Origin of the sequence: Streptomyces actuosus, from assembly GCF_016921115.1 — a bacterium.
Classification (GTDB): Bacteria; Actinomycetota; Actinomycetes; order Streptomycetales; family Streptomycetaceae; genus Streptomyces; species Streptomyces actuosus_A.
On record NZ_JAFFZS010000001.1, the window covers coordinates 322,538 to 343,800 of the forward strand.

General features: G+C 74.7%; 18 protein-coding genes. 12 read left to right on the plus strand and 6 right to left on the minus strand.

The window, feature by feature from the left end:
- Nucleotides 1–31: 31 nt before the first annotated feature.
- Nucleotides 32–418, plus strand: a complete 387-nt coding sequence (gene trxA, locus JS756_RS01470; RefSeq protein WP_205381027.1) for a thioredoxin — start codon at nucleotides 32–34, stop codon at nucleotides 416–418.
- Nucleotides 419–582: 164 nt separating this feature from the next.
- Here the strand turns inward: trxA and JS756_RS01475 are convergent, their stop codons facing one another.
- Nucleotides 583–1,617: a LacI family DNA-binding transcriptional regulator gene (locus JS756_RS01475; RefSeq protein ID WP_240203093.1), complete on the minus strand. Its 1,035-nt coding sequence runs from the start codon at nucleotides 1,615–1,617 to the stop codon at nucleotides 583–585.
- Between the two features lie 221 nt (nucleotides 1,618–1,838).
- On the opposite strand from JS756_RS01475, the gene JS756_RS01480 reads away from it, so the two are divergent.
- Together JS756_RS01480 and JS756_RS01485 are read left to right on the plus strand one after the other, a co-directional pair.
- Nucleotides 1,839–2,570, plus strand: coding sequence for a TetR/AcrR family transcriptional regulator (locus tag JS756_RS01480; RefSeq protein WP_205381029.1), 732 nt, complete (start codon nucleotides 1,839–1,841; stop codon nucleotides 2,568–2,570).
- Nucleotides 2,567–3,715 carry an FAD-dependent oxidoreductase gene (locus tag JS756_RS01485; RefSeq protein ID WP_205381030.1) on the plus strand — a complete coding sequence of 383 codons (1,149 nt, stop codon included), beginning with the start codon at nucleotides 2,567–2,569 and terminating at the stop codon, nucleotides 3,713–3,715. The genes JS756_RS01480 and JS756_RS01485 overlap by 4 nt, the downstream gene beginning before the upstream one ends.
- A gap of 60 nt (nucleotides 3,716–3,775) precedes the next feature.
- On the opposite strand, the gene JS756_RS01490 is transcribed toward JS756_RS01485, so the two are convergent.
- Complete coding sequence (locus tag JS756_RS01490; protein WP_205381031.1) at nucleotides 3,776–4,453, minus strand: TetR/AcrR family transcriptional regulator; 678 nt, start codon at nucleotides 4,451–4,453, stop codon at nucleotides 3,776–3,778.
- A 115-nt stretch (nucleotides 4,454–4,568) separates the two neighbouring features.
- On the opposite strand from JS756_RS01490, the gene JS756_RS01495 reads away from it, so the two are divergent.
- Entirely contained in the window at nucleotides 4,569–5,132 is a 564-nt protein-coding gene (locus JS756_RS01495; protein ID WP_205381032.1) for an NAD(P)H-dependent oxidoreductase, read from the plus strand.
- 127 nt (nucleotides 5,133–5,259) lie between these two features.
- On the opposite strand, the gene JS756_RS01500 is transcribed toward JS756_RS01495, so the two are convergent.
- Together JS756_RS01500 and JS756_RS01505 are read right to left on the minus strand one after the other, a co-directional pair.
- Nucleotides 5,260–6,021 (minus strand): SDR family NAD(P)-dependent oxidoreductase, encoded by a 762-nt coding sequence (locus tag JS756_RS01500; protein ID WP_205381033.1) that lies wholly within the window; start codon nucleotides 6,019–6,021, stop codon nucleotides 5,260–5,262.
- Between the two features lie 62 nt (nucleotides 6,022–6,083).
- Nucleotides 6,084–7,223, minus strand: a complete 1,140-nt coding sequence (locus tag JS756_RS01505) for an acyl-CoA dehydrogenase family protein (protein ID WP_205381034.1) — start codon at nucleotides 7,221–7,223, stop codon at nucleotides 6,084–6,086.
- Between the two features lie 80 nt (nucleotides 7,224–7,303).
- Between JS756_RS01505 and JS756_RS01510 the strand changes: the two genes are divergently transcribed.
- Nucleotides 7,304–7,906: a TetR/AcrR family transcriptional regulator gene (locus JS756_RS01510; RefSeq protein ID WP_205381035.1), complete on the plus strand. Its 603-nt coding sequence runs from the start codon at nucleotides 7,304–7,306 to the stop codon at nucleotides 7,904–7,906.
- Between the two features lie 269 nt (nucleotides 7,907–8,175).
- Here JS756_RS01510 and JS756_RS01515 read toward each other — a convergent pair whose 3' ends face one another.
- Together JS756_RS01515 and JS756_RS01520 are read right to left on the minus strand one after the other, a co-directional pair.
- The gene (locus JS756_RS01515; protein WP_205381281.1) at nucleotides 8,176–10,293 is read right to left on the minus strand and encodes a SpoIIE family protein phosphatase; all 2,118 of its coding nucleotides are present in this window, start codon (nucleotides 10,291–10,293) and stop codon (nucleotides 8,176–8,178) included.
- A 455-nt stretch (nucleotides 10,294–10,748) separates the two neighbouring features.
- Nucleotides 10,749–12,620 carry an NAD-binding protein gene (locus JS756_RS01520; RefSeq protein WP_205381036.1) on the minus strand — a complete coding sequence of 624 codons (1,872 nt, stop codon included), beginning with the start codon at nucleotides 12,618–12,620 and terminating at the stop codon, nucleotides 10,749–10,751.
- 302 nt (nucleotides 12,621–12,922) lie between these two features.
- On the opposite strand from JS756_RS01520, the gene JS756_RS01525 reads away from it, so the two are divergent.
- The 7 genes from JS756_RS01525 to hypE all read left to right on the plus strand — a co-directional run bounded on the left by JS756_RS01525 (nucleotide 12,923) and on the right by hypE (nucleotide 20,993).
- Entirely contained in the window at nucleotides 12,923–14,617 is a 1,695-nt protein-coding gene (locus JS756_RS01525; protein WP_205381037.1) for an enoyl-CoA hydratase-related protein, read from the plus strand.
- Nucleotides 14,618–14,800: 183 nt separating this feature from the next.
- On the plus strand, nucleotides 14,801–15,418 hold the full coding sequence (locus tag JS756_RS01530; RefSeq protein ID WP_205381038.1) for a hydrogenase maturation protease: 618 nt from the start codon (nucleotides 14,801–14,803) through the stop codon (nucleotides 15,416–15,418).
- The gene (gene hypB, locus JS756_RS01535; RefSeq protein WP_205381282.1) at nucleotides 15,418–16,131 is read left to right on the plus strand and encodes a hydrogenase nickel incorporation protein HypB; all 714 of its coding nucleotides are present in this window, start codon (nucleotides 15,418–15,420) and stop codon (nucleotides 16,129–16,131) included. The genes JS756_RS01530 and hypB overlap by 1 nt, the downstream gene beginning before the upstream one ends.
- Nucleotides 16,128–18,476, plus strand: a complete 2,349-nt coding sequence (gene hypF, locus JS756_RS01540) for a carbamoyltransferase HypF (protein WP_205381039.1) — start codon at nucleotides 16,128–16,130, stop codon at nucleotides 18,474–18,476. The genes hypB and hypF overlap by 4 nt, the downstream gene beginning before the upstream one ends.
- A gap of 3 nt (nucleotides 18,477–18,479) precedes the next feature.
- Entirely contained in the window at nucleotides 18,480–18,809 is a 330-nt protein-coding gene (locus JS756_RS01545; protein WP_205381040.1) for a HypC/HybG/HupF family hydrogenase formation chaperone, read from the plus strand.
- Nucleotides 18,806–19,927: a hydrogenase formation protein HypD gene (gene hypD / locus JS756_RS01550; RefSeq protein WP_205381041.1), complete on the plus strand. Its 1,122-nt coding sequence runs from the start codon at nucleotides 18,806–18,808 to the stop codon at nucleotides 19,925–19,927. Before JS756_RS01545 ends, hypD begins: the two co-directional genes overlap by 4 nt.
- Nucleotides 19,920–20,993, plus strand: coding sequence for a hydrogenase expression/formation protein HypE (gene hypE, locus JS756_RS01555; protein ID WP_275892632.1), 1,074 nt, complete (start codon nucleotides 19,920–19,922; stop codon nucleotides 20,991–20,993). Before hypD ends, hypE begins: the two co-directional genes overlap by 8 nt.
- Nucleotides 20,994–21,263 lie beyond the last annotated feature (270 nt).

Sequence of the window (21,263 nt, forward strand, 5' to 3'; positions counted from 1 at the left end):
CACCCCCTAGCCAGGAATGAGGATGCATCCGATGAGCAGCACCGTGGAGCTCACCAAGGAGAACTTCGACCAGACGGTCACGGACAACGGGTTCGTCCTGATCGACTTCTGGGCGTCCTGGTGCGGGCCGTGCCGCCAGTTCGCGCCGGTCTACGAGAAGGCCGCGCAGGACAACCCCGATCTGGTGTTCGGCAAGGTGGACACGGAGGCGCAGCCGGAGCTGGCGGCGGCCTTCGGCATCCAGTCCATCCCGACTCTGATGATCGTCCGCGACCAGGTCGCCGTGTTCGCCCAGCCGGGTGCGCTGCCCGCGGAGGCGCTCACGGACGTCATCGGCCAGGCTCGCAAGCTGGACATGGACGAGGTGCGGCGGACCATCGCCGAGCAGCAGGCAGCGTCCGGGCAGGACGGCCAGTAGTCGAAGCGTCCGACGGGCCCGCTCCCCTGCGCCGCGGGGAGCGGGCCCGTTCGTGTCCGCGACCGGGTTCGGCTCTCTTCCCCGCGGCCCGTGCCGGTGAGGCGGTTCGTGCGGGCGGGTGAGCCGTCCCGCGCGCCGGAGAGCCTGGCGGGTCGGCCCGTTTCTCAGCTGGATTCCCGGTGCACCACCGAGGCTCCCAGGACCGCGTGCGTCTCGGGTTCGGCGCCGGGGTTGCGGACCGCGCGGTCGACCAGTTCGGCGAGGTCGCGCCCGGAGGGCAGATCGATGTGGACGGTGCTCAGCCGCGGGCGCAGGAGCCGGCCGAGCACGAGGTCGTCGGCGCCGATGACGGCGGTGTCCTCGGGGATGCGGACGCCCGCGTCCTGGAGGGCGCGCATCAGGAGCATCGCGTACTCGTCGTTGTAGGCGAACACGGCGTCGAGGCCGAGGTCGGGCCACTGGGCGGCGAGCCGGGTGGCGGACTCCTCCTCGTAGGCGAGGGGCAGCGCGGTCACCTCGGCGCCGGTGCCGCGCAGAGCCGCGCGGGCGCCTTCGAGGCGGGGCCGGGAGAAGGTCTCCAGGCCCGCCTCCTCGGGGACCACGACCCCGATGCGGCGGCGGCCGCGGATGTGCAGGTGGGAAGCCGCGGCGTGGCCGACGGCGGTGTGGTCCATGAGCAGGGCGTGCGCGCCCTCGACGGACTCGGGGCCGAGGGTGACCACGGCGCGGGCGCCGGACCGCTTGAGGACGTCCACGCCCTGCGGGCCGAGCCCGGCGCCGGGCACCAGGACGGCCACCGGCCGCAGTTCGGCCCAGGCGCGGGCCGCCTCGTCGCCCCGGAGAGCGACGGTGCCGTACTGGACGACGGTGTAGTCGAGGCGGCCGAGGGCCCACTGGAGTTCGTTGATGAACGCGCTGTACAGCGGGCCGACGGGGATGGCCGGCGCGGGCATCAGCACCATGCGGCTGTGCCCGGCGCGCAGGCTGCGGGCGGCGGCGTGCGGGACGTAGCCGAGTTCACGGGCGGCCTCGTGGACACGGCGGCGGGTGGCCTCGCTGATCCGGACCGCGCTGGTGTTGTTCAGCACGTAGGAGACCGTCGCGCGCGAGACGCCGGCCAGGCGGGCGACATCGGCGCTCGTGGGCACGGAGCGGGGTGCGGGCGACGCGGACGGCGGCGTGTTCGGTATCTGCACCATGACACTGCGCATCTTGGCAGAAGCGAGGGACGGAATTCCGGTCGGGTGGGACAGCAAGCGCGCACTGTGGCGGACGAGATTTTCACGAACCCGTTCGCAAGCCGCGGTCCCTCTCGGGCAAGCCGGCTGCGGCGCGCCGGGCACGTGCCGGGCGACCTCGCCATGACGAACATGTTCGCCACGTACTTGTTCGTGACGAACATGTTCGCTACGGTCGACGCATGACCGCACAGCCCGATTCCCCGCGCAGCCGCCGTGAGCGGCCCGCCAAGCCGGCCCTGACCAGAGAGGGCATCGTGGCCGCCGCGCTGGGCGTGCTGCGCGCCGAGGGACTGCGCAAGGTGACCATGCGGCGCCTGGCGCAGGAGCTCGACACCGGTCCGGCCTCCCTGTACGTCTACGTCCGCAACACCGACGAACTGCACGCCGCCGTCCTGGACGAACTGCTCGGCACGGTCGCCCCGGCCCCGGCCGAGGGCACCTGGCGGGAGCGGCTGGAGCAGGTGCTCACCTCGTACACCGCGATGCTCTTCGCGCATCCGGAACTGGCCCGCTCCGCACTCACCGCCCGCCCCAGCGGCCCGCACTACCTGGACCTCGTCGAGACCCTGCTGGCGCTGCTCGACGAGGGCGGGGTGCCGTCCGCGCAGGCGGCGTGGGGCGTGGATCTGCTGCTGCAGCACGCCACGGCGACGGCCGCCGAGCACAGCGGCCCAGAGGCGGATCGCCCGGACGACCGGGACGCCCTCGCCCGCGCCCTGCACGACGCCCGCGAGCAGACCCACCCGCACATCGCCGCCCTCGCCGGCCCCCTGCTGTCCGGCCCGGCCGATACCCGCCTGTCGTGGGGGTTCCGGGTGCTGATCAGCGGCATCGGACAGACCGCCGTACCCGCCGGGGACGATGCCCCCGGGGCCGGGCCGGCGGAACCAGCGCAAGGAGACACGCCATGACAGCCCCTGCGGCACCCCCGCACCACCCCGTCGCCGTCGTCGGCGCCGGACTCGGCGGACTCGCCCTCGCCCGTGTCCTGCACGTGCACGCCGTCGAGGCGGCCCTGTTCGACCTGGACCCCTCCTCCTCCGCACGCACGCAGGGCGGCATGCTCGACATCCACGACGACTCCGGCCAGGAGGCACTGCGCGCCGCAGGACTGCACGACGCGTTCCGGGAGCGGGTGCACACCGGCGGCGAGGCACTGCGGGTCCTGGACCGGGAGGGCAGGGTGCACCGCGAGGAGACCGACGACGGGACCGGCGGGCGGCCCGAGATCGACCGCGGCGATCTGCGCGACCTGCTCCTCGGCTCCCTTCCCGCCGACGCGGTCCGATGGGGCGCGAAGGTGACCGGCGCCCGGCCGCTGGGCGGCGGACGGCACGAGGTGTCGCTCGCGGACGGCTCGTCGTTCACCACGGACCTCCTGGTGGGCGCCGACGGCGCGTGGTCGCGGATCAGGCCCCTGCTGTCCGACGCCGAGCCCGCGTACACGGGAGTGTCGTTCGTCGAGGCCGACCTGTTGGACGCGGACGTCCGGCATCCGGTGAGCGCCGAGGTGGTCGGCCCCGGGATGCTGTTCGCACTCGGGGCTGGTCGCGGCTTCCTCGCACACCGGGAGAGCGACGGGAGCCTGCACGTGTACACCGCCGTGGAGGCCGCCGAGAGCTGGCTCGACGGCATCGACTTCACGGACCCCCGGACAGCCGGGGCGGCCGTGCTGGAGCAGTTCGCGGACTGGGACAAGAGCTTGCGGGCGCTGATCGCCGACGCCGACGGCCCGCTGGTGCCGCGCCGCATCCACGCGCTGCCGGTCGGTCATCGCTGGCCGCGCGTGCCCGGGGTGACGCTGCTGGGCGACGCGGCCCATCTGATGTCGCCGTTCGCGGGCGAGGGTGCCAACCTCGCGCTGCTCGACGGCGCGGAACTGGGACTCGCTCTCGCCGCGCACCCGGGCGACACCGAGGCGGCCCTCACGGCGTACGAGGCGCGGCTCTTCCCGCGGAGCGAGGCCGCGGCGGCAGAGTCCGCCCGCGGCGGCGCGCTGCTGTTCCGGGACGACGCTCCGCGGGGACTGCTGGAGATGTTCGCCGCCCACGACTGACGGCGTCCGCCCCGCAGTCGCCCGGCGGAGCGCCTCAGCGCCGACCCGGGTGTGGTCGGCTCAGGTGCAGCCGGCCGGGCCGCGCGGTCCGGTCCCCGTGATCCGTGCGACGAGGTCCGCCCAGTTCGCCTCCAGCCGTTCGAGAGGCATCCCGCACTGACGGACGAGGTGGTGGACCAGGGCGGGGCCGAGCTGGGCCATCAGCACATGGGCGAGCAGGTCGCAGTCCGCGTCCGGGAGAGCCTGCCGCAGCAGGAGCACGACATGGCGGTGCTGGACCCGCCAGGCCGGCACGCCGAACCGGCGGTCCGGCCCCGGCTCGGCCGCCAGCTGCAGGTCCAGTTCCTCCACGGTGCGACGCAGCAGCGCGCAGCCGAAGGCGTGCAGCCGCTCCACCGGTGGAGCACCGGGCCCGAGCGGGGGCGGGCCGCCGAGGTAGGCGGCCTGGAACTTCCGCTCGGAGTGGTCGAGCAACGCCGTCAGCAGTCCGGTTCGGTCGCCGAAACGACGGAACACTGTGCCCTTGCCCACCTCGGCCGCGGCCGCCACGGCCTCCATCGTCACGCCGTCGGCGCCGTGCTCGGCGATCAGGCGGGCCGCGGCCTCCAGCAGCTTCGCCCGGTTGCGGGCGGCGTCGGCGCGCAGGCAGGAATCGTCCCCGGCGGTGCCGAGCTGGATCAGATCGGGGCCGAAGAGCTCGCTGTCGGGGGGCGGGAACGGCGGCTGGGCGGCGGGCATGAGGCCAGCGTAGAGCATCGGGAACAAAACTGGACCGCGGTCCGGTTACCTGGTACAAACTTAAACGGACCTCGGTCCGGATCGTATCGGCCCTGTTTCAGCCCTTGGAGTTCTCATGTCTGCTCGTATCCTCGCGCTCGTCGGCAGCCTTCGCGCCGGATCGCACAACCGCCAGCTCGCCGAGGCGGCCGCCAAGCTCGCCCCCGAGGGCGCGGAGGTCGTGCTCCACGAGGGCCTGGCCGACGTTCCCTTCTACAACGAGGACATCGACGTCGAGGGCAGCGTCCCGGCCGCCGCGGCGCGGCTGCGCGAGGCCGCTTCGGCCGCCGACGCCTTCCTGCTCTTCGCGCCCGAGTACAACGGCACCATTCCGGCCGTGCTGAAGAACGCCATCGACTGGCTGTCCCGCCCCTACGGCGCCGGCGCCATCGCGGGCAAGCCCGTAGCCGTCGTCGGCACCGCGTTCGGCCAGCACGGCGGCATCTGGGCGCAGGACGACGCCCGCAAGGCCGTCGGCGTGGCCGGCGGCAAGGTGATCGAGGACATCAAGCTCGCGATCCCCGGCTCGGTGACCCGTTTCGCCGAGAGCCACCCGGCGGACGACGCCGAGGTCGCCGCGCAGCTGACCGAGGTCGTCTCCCGCCTCAAGGGGCACGCCGGCGAGGCTGTGGCCGCCTGAGCCGTCCGGCCCGGCAGTCCGCCCGTGCACGAGGGGGCGGAGCGTTCGCGCTCCGCCCCCTCCCGGCTGTTCGCGGCCCTGGACGACGGCGGTACGGAAGCGACGCGCCCCGTCCGCCCGCGCCGTACTACCGGGCGCCCATCCGCAGGGCGCCGTCCATGCGGATCGTCTCGCCGTTGAGGTAGTCGTGCTCGGCGATCATGGTGACCAGGCGGGCGTACTCGGCCGGCCGGGCCAGGCGCTGCGGGAAGGGCACGCTCGCGCCGAGGCCGGCCCTGACCTCCTCGCTGAACCCCGCCATCATCGGCGTGTCCACGATGCCGGGGGCGATGGTGACGACGCGGATGCCGTGCTGGGCGAGGTCCCGGGCGGCGGTGACGGTCATGCCGGCGACGCCGGCCTTGGAGGCGGCGTAGGCGATCTGGCCGATCTGGCCCTCGAAGGCGGCGATGGAGGCCGTGTTCACGATGACGCCGCGCTGCCCTCCGTCGTCCGGCTCGTTGCGGGTCATGGTCGCAGCAGCGAGCCGCATGATGTTGAAGGTGCCGACCAGGTTGACGTCGACGACTGCGCGGAACAGGTCGAGGTCGTGCGGGCCGCGACGGCCGACGACCCGAGCGGAGGGCGCGATGCCGGCGCAGCTGACGGCGAGGCGGAGCCGGGCTCCGTCGGCCTCGATGCGGGCCAGCGCCTCCTCGACGGGCTCCTCACGGGTGACGTCGGCGGGCAGCAGCGTGACGCCGTCGGGCTGCGGGCCGGCCTCGGCGACGGCTTTCTCCAGGTCCAGGCCGTAGACGGTGGCGCCGCGGGCGGCGAGTGCGGCGGCGGTGGCGGCACCGAGTCCGGAGGCGGCGCCGGTGACGAGGGCGGCGGATCCTGCGATGTCCATGGAACTCCTCGGCGGTGAGGGGGCCGATAGGGCAAGGGTGGGTGGTCGGGCGCGGGGGCTCGTCAGGCGGCGAGGCCGCGGCTGATGACCAGCCGCTGGATCTGGTTGGTCCCCTCGAAGATCTGCATGATCTTGGCCTCCCGCATGTAGCGCTCGACCGGGAAGTCCCGGGTGTAGCCGTACCCGCCGAGCACCTGCACGGCGTCGGTGGTCACCCGCATCGCGGCGTCGGTGCACACCAGCTTGGCCACGCTGGCCTGCCGGCTGAAGGGCCGGCCGAGGTCGCGGCGGCGGGCGGCGTCCAGGTAGGTGGCGCGGGCGGAATCGACGGCGGCGGCCATGTCGGCGAGGAGGAAGCCGAGACCCTGGTGGTCGATGATGCGCCGGCCGAAGGTGGTGCGCTCGTTGGCGTAGGCGACGGCGGTGTTCAGGGCCGCCTGGGCCAGGCCGGTGGCACAGGCGGCGATCCCGAGGCGCCCGCAGTCGAGCGCGCTGAAGGCGATCTGCAGGCCCTGCCCCTCGTCGCCGATGCGCCGGTCCGCGTCGAGGAACGCCCCGTCCCAGTAGGCGGCGGCGGTGGGCACGGCGTGCAGGCCCATCTTGCGCTCGGGGGCGCCGAAGCCGAGCCCGTCGACGGCACCGGGGGCCAGGAAGCAGGAGATGCCGCGGCTGCCCGGGGCGGTGCGGGCGAACAGGGCGTAGAAGTCGGCCTTGCCGCCGTGGGTGACCCAGGCCTTGGTCCCGGTCACCCGGTAGCCGCCCTCGACGGGTTCGGCCTTGCAGGACAGGGACGCGGCGTCCGAGCCGGCCTGCGGCTCGGACAGGCTGTACCCGCCGATCTGCTCGCCCGCCAGCATCGCGGGGAGCCAGCGGTCCTTCTGCTCGTCCGTGCCGAAGGCGTTCAGGGGGTGGCAGGCGAGGGTGTGCACGCTCGTGGCGACGGCGACGGCGGCCCAGCGGGTGGCGAGCTCCTCCAGGACCTGGAGGTACACCTCGTACGGCTGGCCACCGCCGCCGTACTCCTCCGGGTAGACCAGGCCGAGCAGGCCGGCCCGGCCGAGGGTGGCGAAGAGCCCCTCGGGATAGGTCTCCGCGTTCTCGTGCTGCTCGACGCGGGTGGCGAGCTCCTTGTCGGCGATCTCCCGGGTGAGGGCGATCAGATCCGCGGCCTCCGGGGTGGGGAGCAGGCGGTCGACGTCCACGGTGACTCCAAGTGGTACTCAAAGAGGTACGTCAGTACCGCTTAGCGTAGCGCAAAGGTGGGCCTTGGAATACTGGCCGGGTGATCGAGACGTCAGCCGCCGAGAGCCCGAAGCCCACCGGTCGGGGCGCAGCACGCCGCTCCGAGCTGTTCGAGGAGTTGGTGGGCCTTCTGGTACGAGACGGTTTCGCCCATCTGACGCTGGACGGTCTCGCCGCCCGGCTGCACTGCTCCAAGCGCACCCTGTACGGCCTGGCGGGCAGCAAGGAGCAGTTGGTGCGGGCGGCCGTGGTGCACTTCTTCCGGCGGGCGACCGAGCACGTGGAAGCGGCCCTGGCGGCGGAGACCGAGCCCGCCCGGCGGCTCGCCGCCTACCTGCGCGCCGTGTCGGCGGAGCTGGCACCCGCCTCCGCCCGGTTCTTCGACGACGTGGCGGCCTTCGAACCGGCCGCCGAGGTCTACGACCGCAACACGCGGGCGGCGGCACGGCGCGTCCAGCAGCTCATCGAGGAGGGCACGGCGGCCGGCGCCTTCCGCGAGGTGCATGTCGCCTTCGCCGCCGACGTCATCACCTCGGTGATGGTCCGCATCCAGCGCCGGCAGGTGGCCTCCACGACCGGCCTGACCGACGCCCAGGCCTACGCCCACCTCGCGGAACTGCTGCTGCACGGGCTGACCCGCTGAACCGGACGCGCACGCCGGAGCGGGCAGCCGGAGCCCGCGCTCACCTCGGGTCGACGAGGGCAAGGCCGAGATCGGGACGGTAGGGGGCGGCGTACACGCCGGGCACCGGGGCAGGCACCGACGGCCGGGGCTGCCGGCGGGGGCGGTGGGGTGGGGCGGGACCGGGCCCCGCTGAGAAGCCCAGGGGAAGGACGGCGGGCGCACGCCGAGGAACGCGGGCCGGCGTGCGCGGACCGGCGCTGGCGGACCGGCGCTGGCGGACCGGTCGCTCAGCGCGCCGTGCACTGCAGGACGAGCAGGGCGACGTCGTCGACGCGCGGGCCCCGGGTCCCCGTGTTCGCCACGAGGGAGTCGATGAGCGCGTCCAGGTCCCGTTCGCTGGTGCGGGCCAGTTGCCGTGCCAGGTCGGCGATCGAGTCGTCGAGGTCGACGCCCGGCCTCTCGATCAGGCCGTCGGTGTAGAGGGCGAGCATGAGGCCGGGGGTGAGCGGGATCCCGGTCAGCGGGAAGTCGGCGTCCGTCTCGATGCCGAGAAGCGGCCCGGGCGGCATGTCGACGGGACGGGCCTCCCCTTCGAGTCGGCGCAGGATCGGCGGCGGGTGGCCGGCACCGGCCAGGGTCATGCGGCCGGCGGCGAAGTCGAGGCGGGCGTAGAGGCAGCTGACGAAGAGGTCCGCGCCCAGGTCGGTGAGGAGCCGGTTGGTCCGGGCCAGCACCTGGTCCGGAGTGGCGTCGAGGGCCGAGTGGGCGCGCACCGCGGTGCGGACCTGCCCCATCAGAGCGGCTGCGGCGACGTCGTGCCCCTGGACGTCGCCGATGACGGCGGCGACCGCGGTGTCCCCGAGGGGGATGAGGTCGTAGAAGTCGCCGCCGATGTCCATGCCCCGGGTGGCGGGCAGGTAGCGCGCGGCGACCCGAAGCCCGGGGACGGGGGGCAGGTTCCGCGGGAGCAGCGCCTGCTGGAGGCCGTGGGCCAGACCGAGTTTGGTGTCGTAGAGGCGGGCTCGGTCCAGGGCGTGGGCGACGAGGCCGGCCAGCGAGGTCAGCACGGCGCGTTCCTCTGCCGGGAAGGGGTGGGGGCGGTCGTACGACAGGATGCAGCAGCCGACGGGCCGGCCGGAGACGATCAGCGGCAGGAACGCCCAGGCCTGCTTGCCGCTGACCAGGGCCGCCTCGGGGTAGAGGCGCCGCATCTCCTCCAGGGTGGCGAAGAACGCGGGGATGCCGCTGGCGAGGACACGTCCGGCCGGGGTGAATCCGGTGTCGAGCGGCAGGCCGTCCAGGCGCTCGATGGCTGCGGGGGTGTAGCCGCGGTGGCCGGTGATCCGCAGCCGCCCGGCCTCGGCGGTGGACAGGACCAGGCCGTGGGCGCCGAAGGCGGGCATGATCTGGTCGGCCACCAGGTCGATGACGTCCTGGACGCCGACCACCTCGGTCAGGGCGGCGGCCAGGTGCGTGAGCTGGTAGAGACGGCCGGCGCGGGCCGGCGCCCCGGCGCCCGAGGTCCCGCGGGACACGGGTCCGGACGGGAGGCGGTCGCCGCTGGGCACGATCCGGACGCTGATGCCGCTGGCGTCGGGATACAGGTGGAAGTCGAGCCAGGTGTCGGGCGGGCGGCAGGCGGTGAAGACGACGTGCTGCCGGCTGATCACGGCGGCGCGGTAGCGGTCCTCGTAGGCGGGGTCGTCGAGCCAGCGCAGGGACTGCCACGGCAGGGTGCCCACGAGCCGGTCGGCCGCGCGGCCGAGCAGCTCGCAGGCGCCCGAGCTGAGGTAGGTGAAGCGTCCTGCCAGGTCGAGGGCGCAGCTGCCGCCCGGCAGCCGCTCGGCGAAGTCGGCGGCGGCCGACATCGGTCCCGCGGACGGGCCGCTCGGTCCGGCGGGCAGCACACGGGGCCGGTCGCCCGGTGCCGGGAGCGCGCCGTGGTCGGCGGACTCCTCCAGGAGCCGGGCCAGCCGCCCGCAGCTGGAGGCGATGTGTCCCCGCTCCCGCCGGGTCATGTGCGGCGGGCGGGTGGCCGGCCACACCAGCAGCAGGGCGCCCCAGCTGCGAACGCCGGTGATCGGTGCGGCGGCGAGCGCCAGCGGGTACGGCAGTGCCACCGCGGTGCGCGGATAGGCGGCGGCCAGCTCCTCGTGACTGCCCACCCACACGATGCGGTCCTCGCGGGCGGCGTCGGCCACCGGTGCCGGGGCGTCCACCGCGACCTCGGTCCACGGCGCGGCGAGTTCGGACGGCACCCCGTACAGGGCCTCCAGGGTCAGATGCCGTCCGTCGGGCGCGAAGAGGTAGAGCGCGCCGGTGGACGCGCCCGTCCGGCGCACTGTCTCCGCGAACGCGGTGTCCAGTGCTTCCACGTCCGTCGCCCCCTCGTGCACACCGGTCACGCTGCCGCTCCTCGTGCCGCGTACGTTGCCGGGTTCCCGCCGAACGAATTCGGCCACACCAGGACGGTACGCCCGTGCGCGGAGTGCGGCGCCCCCTGCGCCCAGCCGGTCGCCGAGGCCGCCGGACGCGGACCGGGGCGGATCACGCGCGACCGCCCTGCCCGCCGGCCCCGGGACCTACGGGGGTTCCGGTAGCCGAGGGACCACTGGGACCTCCGCCCCCCAGGACCTCCGGGGTCTCCAGGACCTCCGGAAACCCCGGGAGGACGCACCTGCCGACGCACACCCCAGGACGCGGCCCGGCGCCGTGTGGCCCCGTACCACCGGCGCGGCGTGTGCAGCCGGCCTTGTGCAGCGGTGGGACGGGCCGGGTCGCCCCGGGGACCGCCAGGTCCTCCGGGGGCCGGGATCGATTCCGGACCCCGGGCTCTCTCCGGCCCGGGCAGGGCGGCCCGCTACGGCTGCGGCTGCCGGCCGAGGAGCTCGGCGAGGCCGCGGCGGGTCGCGGCCAGGACGACACGGTCCTCGGGCTTGAGGACGTAGCCGGGGTGCAGGTCCCACACGAGGTTCGGGGTGCGACCCCCCGCACCGCGCACGGCAGCGGCCAGGTCGGGCAGCCGTTCCCCGGGGGCGGCGGTGTCCAGGGCGATGACGCGCCAGGACCCGGGCCGGAACGCCTCCGCGACGGTACGGCCCTGCAGCTGCGGGTGCCCGGCCACGTCCAGCGCGGCGAACAGCAGGACCTTCCGCTCGACGGGAACGGCCCCGAGGACCTGGCGCCCCATCATCGCCCCGGCGAAGGCGGGCGCCGCCAGGTGGGAGACGCTGCGGCTGCGGGTGAGGGCGTCGGGGTGCGCGGTGCGCAGGGTGCGGAAGACGGCGGTCGCGAACTCGTCGTCGTACAGACGCAGGGAGACCCGCAGGGCCGGGCCGAGCGAGCGGGCGTAGAGGGTCGCCTCCAGGTTGGTGGTGTCGGAGCTGGTGAGGGCGAGCAGCGCCTGGGCCCGGTGCACGCGCGCCGACTCCAGCACGCCCTCCTGGGTCACGTCCCCGAGGACGACCGGCACCCGCAGGCGGCGGGCGAGGGAGATGCCGCGCGCCTCGGGGCTCTCCTCCACGCACACGACCGGGATGTCCAGCTCGTGCAGGCGGGCCAGGACGCGGGTGCCGACCTTGCCCAGGCCGAGCAGCACCACGTGTCCGGACATGCGGCGGGAGACCCGTCCCAGGGCGGAGGCGGAGCGGAAGGTGCCGAGAGCCTCCAGCAGTCCGGCCACGAGCACCGGCAGCAGCAGGAGACCGGCGAGGCCGGCCAGTATCTGGAGGACCTTGCGGGTCGCGGGCTCGCCGATCGCGGGGTCGTTGATGGCGAAGATGTCGAGCAGGATCGTGTAGGCGGCGTGCAGCGGGTGGTCGTCGAGGGTGAGCATCGAGGCCACCGTCAGGGCCAGCACCGCGCCCACGACTCCGCCGATCGACCACCACAGGCGGCGGGAGAAGAGCGAGACGAGCGGTGTGAGGGCGGTGTCGAGTCGGCTGACGCGCGGTGGCGGCCCGGCGTACGTGACCGTCTCCAGCGCGATGGTGCCGCGGTCGCCGGCCGCCGCGACCTCCTCGTCGTCGGGCAGCAGCTGCGGCCCCTCCGGCCCGCTGTCGTCCGAGCCCTCCATCCCGGCCGGATTGCTGGCGGTGGAGGACAGCAGGGCGAGCGTGCACAGCCCGGGGTCCGGAACGCGTCCGTCGCCGGGCGGCGGGTGCTCGACCGCGCGCAGCAGCATGCCGTCCGCCTGAACGACCTTGCTGGTGCCCGCGACGGCCGTGGCGGCGAGCGCCGGCGCGGCCGTGTCCGCGTCCGACAGGACGGTGGTGGAGGTGTCCAGCGCGGCGGGGTCGACACCGGGTGTGGCCTGGTCGAGCAGTTGGGCGAGGTGCTGGCCCAGCTTGCGGTTGTAGAGCCGGATGACCAGCCGGAGCCGCGGGTTGAGCCGGCGGGCGGCCAGGGCGGCGCGGACGTTGGTCGCGTCGTCCTCGTACACCAGCGCCAGTGCGCTGGCCCGGCCCACGCCGGCCGCGTCGAGCGCCGTTTCGTCGGGGACCGGCGCCGACACCACGTCCAGGTCGTCCCCCGCGGCAAGGCCTTGGGTGCCGGGCGCGCGCTGCGCCGCGAAGGGGACACGCCCCAGAAGGGCCGAGGCGAGGGCGGCCGCGCGGGTGGGAGCGCCCGCGCCCTGTGTCTCGGGGACGACGAGGACGACCCGTTCCCGGTACACGTCGCGCAGCTCCGCGGCCAGGCGGCGCGCCAGGGCGTCGTCACCACAGACGACCATGTGGCCACCGGGGAACGGGGGTTGAGGCTGATGAGGGATGAAAGACACGTGTCACAGCCTGCCGCACGCCGCGCGACGGGTCGTCACCGGCGCCCGTCCCGCACCGGATCCGTTCCGCCGCTCCCACCACGGACGTCCCACAGGGCCGTCCCACGCTGCTACTGCCGCCGGGGGCACGACCATCCGGTGGAACTTGCGGGCAGCGGCCGTTGCGCTGCGCCGCCCGGGCCGTGGCGGCGACCATCCTGCTGTCTCGTCCGGGGCGCCGCCCGCCCTCCGCTTCGCCGTCGGGAAGAGGCCCAATGGACATCCTCCTCGTCGCCAGCGCCTTCAACAGCCTGTCCCAACGGGTGTACGCCGAACTCTCCGACCGCGGGCACCGCGTGGAGGCCGTGCTGGCCTCGCACGGTGACGACGCCGTCCGCACGGCGGTGCGGGAGACCGCTCCGGATCTGATCGTGGCGCCGATGCTGAGGACGGCGGTGCCCGAGGACGTGTGGCGCGAGCACACCTGCCTGATCGTCCATCCGGGTCCGCCGGGCGATCGCGGTCCGTCCTCCCTCGACCGGGCGGTCACCGACGGTGCCCGGCGCTGGGGAGTGACGGTCCTTCAGGCGGAGGCGGGCCTGGACGCCGGGGACATCTGGACCTCCGTCCCGTGCGCGCTGCCGCCCGTCGGCAAGAGCGACCTGTACCGGGGCGAGGTGGCCGACGCGGCGGCGGCCGCCGTCCTGATGGCGGTGCAGCGCTTCGCCGACGGCTCGTTCAAACCGCAGCCGCAGAGCGACCCTTCGGTCGAGGTGGTCTGGCGGGGCGCCTTCCGGCAGGAGTCGCGCCGCATCGACTGGCGGGCGGACTCCACCGAGACGGTCCTGCGCAAGCTGCGTGGCGCCGACTCCCGTCCCGGGGTCCTCGACACGGTGCTGGGCCGGGAGGTCTTCCTGCACGGCGGGCATCCCGAGGACACCCTGCGGGGCCGCCCCGGGGAGGTGCTGGCCACCCGGAACGGCGCGGTCTGCCGGGCAACCCCGGACGGCGCGGTGTGGATCCCGGAGCTCCGGCCGCGCCGCGGTTCCGGTGATCCCGCACCTTTCCGGCGGCCCGCGGCCGATGTGCTGGGCGGGCTGCTCCGGGACGTGCCGGAGGCGTCCGTGCCCGTCGATCTGCCCGCCGAACGGCGCACCTGGGCGGACGTCCGCTACCGGGAGCGCGGTGACGTCGGCTTCCTGGACTTCTCCTTCCCCGGCGGGGCGATGAGCTCCGCCCAGTGCCGCCGCCTGCTGGTCGGCTACCGCCACGCCCTCACCAGGCCGACGTCCGTGCTGGTCCTGGGCGGCGGGCGGGACTTCTTCTCCAACGGCATCCACCTCAACGTCATCGAGGCCGCGTCCGACCCGGCCGGCGAGGCGTGGACCAACCTCAGTGCCATGAACGACCTGGTCGAGGCCGTGCTGCGGACGACCGACCGGCTGGTGGTGGCCGCGCTGGGAGGGAACGCGGCGGCGGGCGGCGTGATGCTCGCCCTCGCCGCCGACGAGGTGTGGTGCCGAACCGGGGTCGTGCTGAACCCGCACTACATCCGCATGGGCCTGTACGGGTCGGAGTTCTGGACGTACAGCCTGCCCCGGCGGGCCGGGGAGGAGACCGCCGCGCGGCTGACCCGGCAGGCCCTGCCGGTGAGCGCGCACGCGGCCCACCGGACGGGGCTGGTCGACCGCCTCGTGCCGGCCTCCCCCGGCTGCTTCTCCCACGACGTCGACCGTCTGTCGGCGGCACTGGCCGGGGTGCCGGATCTGCACGAGCGGATCGCGGTCAAGCAGGCCGCCCGGGAGCGGGACGAGGCGCGGCAGCCGCTGGCGGTGTACCGGCGCGACGAGCAGGCCCGGATGCGCCGCATCCTCTTCGACCCCGCCGCCCCGTTCCACGCACTGCGGTCGGCCTTCGTACGAGGGCTTCCGGCCGGTTCCCCCCGACCGCTGGCGCCGCCCATGCCCTAGGTGCCGGCGGGCGAGCGCACCGTGCCCGCGCCCGGTTGTCGGGGCCCGCCGAGGCGGCCGGCCGCGCGCGGGCGCCGGACCGGCCGCAGCCCCGTCACCCGCCCGGCCGCCCGAACCGGCCCCCCGTCCGTGCGCGAACCGCCCCGCGCCGCGTCCGTCCCGACCCTGCCGCAGGAGAGTCCGTTGGCATCCACCCGTCTGCTCGTGGCCGGTATCGGCAACATCTTCCTCGCCGACGACGCCTTCGGCCCCGAGGTGATCTCGGCACTGCGCGAGGATCCGCTGCCCGCCGCCGTCGAGGTGCGGGACTTCGGTATCCGCGGCCTGGATCTGGCCTACCAGCTCCTCGACGGCTACGACGCGGTGGTGTTCGTCGACGCCGCGGCGCGCGGCCACCGCCCCGGCACGCTGTCCCTGGTCGACCCGGAGCTGCCCGATGCCTCGCGCGCCGCGCCGGAGGCGCACGGCATGGACCCGGTGAAGGTGCTGGCGCTGGCCGCGCGGCTGGCCGAGGGACCGCTGCCCCGCATCGTGCTGCTGGCGTGCGAGCCGGAGCACCTGCCCGAGGACGACACCGAACTCGTCGGCGGTCTCAGCGCCCCGGTGTGCCGGGCCGTGGCGGCGGCCGTGCCGCTGCTGCACACGGTGGTGCGGCAGCTGCTCGCCGACCCCGCCGCCCCGCTCGCGCTGGGCCGGCCGGAGGAATCCGCGGAACACGGCCCGGCCGGTCCCCCGGGGAACGCTCCCGCGTCCGACGAGGATCACCGCAATCGCCCCTACGCCAGCAAGGAGCACACATGATGTGCCGGTCCGTGGACGTGCAACAGGCCGTCATGGCGAAGAACGACTCACTGGCGGCGGCCCTGCGCTCCGACCTCGGCCGGCGGGGAGTCACCACCGTCAACCTGCTCTCCAGCCCCGGCAGCGGCAAGACGGAGCTGCTGACCGAGGTGCTCGGCCTGGCCGTGCGGCGCGGTGTCGCGGCGGCGGCGCTCACCGCGGACCTCGCGACGGAGAACGACGCCCGCCGCCTGGCCCGCTCGGGCGCACCCGTCAAGCAGCTGCTGACGGGAGGGCTGTGCCATCTGGAGGCCCGTCAGGTGCGCGGGCACCTGGAGGGATGGATGCCGCGGGACACCGCGCTGCTGTTCGTGGAGAACGTGGGCAACCTGGTCTGCCCGGCCGCCTACGACCTCGGCGAGACCCTGCGCGTGGTCCTGATGGCCGTGACGGAGGGCGAGGACAAACCGCTGAAGTACCCCACCGCGTTCGGCTCCGCCCACCTGGTGGTCGTCACCAAGACCGACCTGGCCGAGGCGGCGGGCTTCGACGCGGCCGTCTTCGCGGAGAACGTCGAGCGGATCAACCCGGGCGTCGACGTGGTGGGCACCAGCGCCCGCCGCGGCGAGGGCGCCGGCGACCTGCTGGACCGTGTGCTCGCCGTCCGGAACGGCACACCTCCGCACCGACCGGCCCTGACGGCATCGGCACACCACGAGCACACGGCGTCATGACGGCCCCCGCCACAGCCGCGGTCCGGCGCCGGATCGGCGTGCGCGGTGTGGTGCAGGGGGTGGGGTTCCGGCCGTTCGTGCACCGGCTGGCCACCGAGGAGGGGCTGTCCGGCTTCGTCACCAACCACTCCGGCGGTGTACTGGTCGAGGTGGAGGGCCCGCCGGACGGCGTGGAACGGTTCTGCGCGAGGCTCACCCGGGAGACGCCCGCCCTGGCCGCCGTCACCGGTGTCGACAGCACCGACCTGCCCGTCACGGGCGCGGCGGACGGCTTCACCATCCGCGCCTCGACGACGGGCGGCGGACGCACGGTGCTCCCGCCGGACACCGCCACCTGCGTCGACTGCCTGCGCGAACTCGCCGACCCCGGCGACCGCCGCCACCGGCACCCGTTCATCACGTGCACGCACTGCGGCCCCCGCTTCACGATCGTGACGGCACTGCCGTACGACCGCGCGAGCACCACCATGGACACCTTCCCGATGTGCCGGGCGTGCGCGGCGGAGTACACCGATCCGGGTGACCGGCGCTTCCACGCGCAGCCGGTGGCGTGCCCCGCCTGCGGCCCCCGGCTGCGTCTGGTGCCCGCGGCCGGCTCCGGAGTGCGGCCGGCGCGGGACGCCGAGGCTCTGGCCGCTGCGCGCGGTCTGCTGGCAGCGGGGCGGATCGTCGCCGTCAAAGGCGTCGGCGGCTACCACCTGGCCTGCGACGCGACCGACGCCGAGGCCGTGACGCGGCTGCGGTCCCGCAAACTGCGCGGGGGCAAGCCGTTCGCGGTGATGGCGGCCGATCTCGCGGCCGTCGACCGGATCGGCGAGGCCGGCCCCGCGGAGCGGGCGGAACTGACCGGCTCGCGCCGCCCCATCGTGCTGCTGCCCCGCCGCGACGGCGGCCCGCTCGCAGCCGGGGTGTGCCCCGGAAGCCCGCACGTCGGCGTCATGCTGCCCTACACGCCCGTGCACACGCTGCTGTTCGGGCTGCCCGGCGACCCGCCCGGACCGCGCCTGCTGGTGATGACCAGCGGCAACCGCTCCGGCGAGCCCATCGTCACCGACGACGGCGAGGCCGTGGCCCGGCTGGCCGGGCTGGCGGACGCCTGGCTGGCCCACGACCGCGCGATCTCCTCGCCCTGCGACGACTCCGTGCTGCGGGTCCGCCCGGACGGCTCCCGGCAGGTGCTGCGCCGCTCCCGCGGGTACGTCCCCCGGCCGCTGGCGCTGCCGTTCGAGGTGCCGCCGACGCTCGCGGTGGGCGGCGACCTGAAGAACGCGCCCTGCCTCGGCGCCGGCAGAGAGGCGTGGTTCGGGCCGCACATCGGGGACCTGGGCGACCTGGCCTCGCTGGACGCCCTGGAGTGCGCCGAGGCCACCCTGCGGCGTCTGACCGGCATCGGGCCCGAACGGATCGCGGCCGACCGGCACCCCGGCTACCACTCGGCGCGCTGGGCGCGGCGCCGGGCCGGCGGACGGGACCTGCACCTGGTGCAGCACCACCACGCGCACGTGGCGTCCGCCATGGCCGAGCACGCGCTGCCCGACGGCGCCCGCGTCATCGGGGTCGCCTTCGACGGCACCGGGTACGGCGACGACGGCACCGTGTGGGGCGGAGAGGTGCTGCTCGCAGGCTACGACGGCTTCCACCGCTACGCCCATCTGTCCCCCGCTCCCCTTCCGGGCGGGGACGCCGGCGTGGCCAACCCCTGCCGCCTGGCCCTGGCCCGGCTCCGTGCCGCCGGGCTGCCCTGGGACGCCGACCTGCCGAGCACGGCCGCCTGCACCGCTTCGGAACGCGCCCTGCTGGCCCGTCAGCTGGAGCGGAACGTGGCCTGCGTGCCGGCCTCCGGCATGGGGCGCCTGTTCGACGCCGTCTCCTCCCTGGCGGGCGTGTGCCACCGGGCCGGCTACGAGGCGCAGGCGGCGCTGGAGCTGGAGGCGCAGGCGGCACGGGCGTGGGGCGCCGACACGGGCGCGTACTCCTTCGGCACGGCCCGTGGCGACGGGGACGCCCTGCTGCTCGACCCGACTCCCGTGCTGCGCTCGCTCATCACGGACCTGCGCCGCGGCACACCCCGCCCGGTGCTGGCGGCCCGCTTCCACCGGGCCGTGGCGGCGGCGGTCGCCGAGGTGTGCCGCCGGGCACGCCGCGACACCGGCGCCGGCACGGTCGCCCTCACCGGCGGGGTGTTCGCCAACGCGCTGCTGGAGGGGGCCTGTTCGGCCCTGCTGGCGGCCGACGGGTTCACGGTGCTGCGGCACACGGAGGTCCCGCCGGGCGACGGCGGGCTCGCCCTGGGCCAGCTCGTGGTCGCGGCCCGCCGCCCATCCCCCGCCCACAACCCGGAGTGACCCATGTGTCTGGCAGTGCCCGGCCGCGTCCTGGCCATCGAGGACGGCACCGACCCCCTGACGGGACTGATCGACTTCGGCGGCGTGCACAAGCGCGTCTGCCTGGAGTACGTCCCCGACACGCAGGTCGGTGAGTACGTCATCGTCCATGTCGGCTTCGCCCTCCAGCGGCTGGACGAGGAATCCGCGCAGGCCTCCCTCAAGCTCTTCGAGGAACTGGGCCTGCTGGAGGAGGAGTTCGGTGACGCCTGGGGACGGGCGGCGCAGGAGGCGGGAATGCCCGAGCCCGCCGGCCGGGAAGGCGTGACCGCCGCGGAGGAAGGAGCCCGATGAAGTACATCGACGAGTTCAACGACCCCGAGCTGGCGCGGAAGCTGCTGGAGGACATCCGGGCCACCGTCACCCGGCCCTGGGCGCTGATGGAGGTGTGCGGCGGTCAGACGCACTCCATCATCCGGCACGGCATCGACCAGCTCCTGCCGGACGAGGTCGAGCTGATCCACGGCCCCGGCTGCCCGGTGTGCGTGACACCGCTGGAGGTCATCGACAAGGCGCTGGCGATCGCCGCGCGCCCGGGGGTGATCTTCTGCTCGTTCGGGGACATGCTGCGGGTGCCGGGCACGGACCGGGACCTGTTCCGGGTCCGGAGCGAGGGCGGCGACGTCCGCGTGGTCTACTCCCCCATGGACGCGCTGGAACTGGCGCGCCGTCACCCCGACCGCGAGGTCGTGTTCTTCGGCATCGGCTTCGAGACCACGGCGCCGGCGAACGCCATGGCGGTGCACCAGGCGCGCCGCCTGGGCCTGGCCAACTTCAGCCTGCTGGTGTCGCACGTGCGGGTGCCGCCGGCGATCGAGGCCGTCATGACCGCCCCGACCTGCCGGGTGCAGGGCTTCCTGGCGGCCGGTCACGTGTGCAGCGTGATGGGCACCGCCGAGTACCCGGACCTGGCCGAACGGCACCGTGTGCCCCTCGTGGTGACCGGCTTCGAGCCCCTGGACATCCTGGAGGGCATCCGGCGGGCGGTGCGCCAGCTGGAGCGCGGCGAGCACCGGGTGGAGAACGCCTACGCCCGTGCGGTGCAGGAGGACGGCAACCCGGCCGCGCGCCGCATGATCGAGGAGGTGTTCGAGGTCACCGACCGGTCCTGGCGCGGCATCGGGCGCATCCCGGACAGCGGCTGGCGGCTGACCGAGGCCTTCCGGGCCCACGACGCCGAGCACCGTTTCGACGTCACCGGCATCCGCACCGAGGAGCCCGCGGTCTGCCGGAGCGGCGAGGTCCTCCAGGGCCTGATCAAACCGACCGAGTGCCCGGCGTTCGGTACGAGCTGCACCCCGCGCACCCCGCTGGGCGCCACGATGGTCTCCAGCGAGGGCGCCTGCGCCGCGTACTACCTCTACCGGCGGATGGACACCACCACGCGCAAGGAGATGAGCCCCGTTGGCTGACTCGACCGCCACCGCACCCGTCGACCCGGCGAACTGGTCCTGCCCCGCCCCGCTGCGCGACCGGCCGGTCGTCGTGATGGGCCACGGGGGCGGCGGCGCCCTGTCGGCGGAGCTCGTCGACGGCGTCTTCGCGCCGGCGTTCGGCAATCCGGTCCTGGCGCAGCTGGCCGACTCGGCGGTGGTCCGGCTCGGCGCGGCGCGTCTGGCGTTCTCCACCGACTCCTACGTGGTGCGTCCGCTGTTCTTCCCCGGCGGCTGCATCGGCGACCTCGCCGTCAACGGCACCGTCAACGACCTCGCCATGAGCGGTGCGGTGCCCGCGTTCCTGTCCACGGCCTTCGTGCTGGAGGAAGGCGTGGCGATGGATGTCGTCGAGCGGGTCGCCGGGGCGGTCGGCGCGGCGGCGCGGGCGGCCGGTGTCACCGTCGCCACCGGCGACACCAAGGTCGTCGAGAGCGGCCACGGCGACGGCGTGTACATCACCACCTCCGGCATCGGCCTGGTCCCGGACGGGGTCGACATCCGGCCGCAGCGGGCCAGACCGGGCGACGCCGTCCTGGTGAGCGGGCCGATCGGCCTGCACGGTGTGGCCATCATGAGTGTCCGGGAGGGCCTGGAGTTCGGGGTGGACGTCGCGAGCGACACCGCGCCGCTGGCCGGACTGGTCGAGGCGATGCTGCGGGTCACCCCGGACATCCACGTGCTGCGCGACCCCACGCGGGGCGGGCTGGCGGCGTCGCTGAACGAGATCGCCCGCGCGTCGGGCACCGGGGTGCGGTTGACGGAGCGGGCGGTCCCGGTACCGGACGCCGTCGCCAACGCCTGCGCCTTCCTCGGCCTGGACCCGCTGTACGTCGCCAACGAGGGCCGGCTGGTGGCGTTCGTGGCCCGCGAGCACGCCGACGCCGTGCTCGCGGCGATGCGGGAGCATCCGCAGGGGGCGGGGGCCGCGCTCGTCGGTGAGTGCGTCGAGGACCATCCCGGCATGGTGGTGGTGTCGACCGGGCTCGGCGGCACCCGCGTCGTGGACATGCCGCTCGGGGAGCAACTGCCGCGCATCTGCTGACGGCGAGGGGCCCGCGGCGTCCGCCCTCCCCGGGGCGGACACCGCGGGCCGTTGCGTGTCCGGATGCCGTGCACGAGCTGCGGATCAGGCGGCGAGCAAGCCGCCCGTCGCTTCTGGTCGAGGAGTCCCCTCGCCGAGCTGCCCGGCCGCGGTGCCGGCGTCTCCTCCCTCCACGGCGTCCCGACCCGGCCTGAGGGGCGATCTTGTCCGGGCGCGCGGAGAATGGGCGCGAGGGATCCTGTCGCGGCTGCGGTGGGACACGTGGTTCTG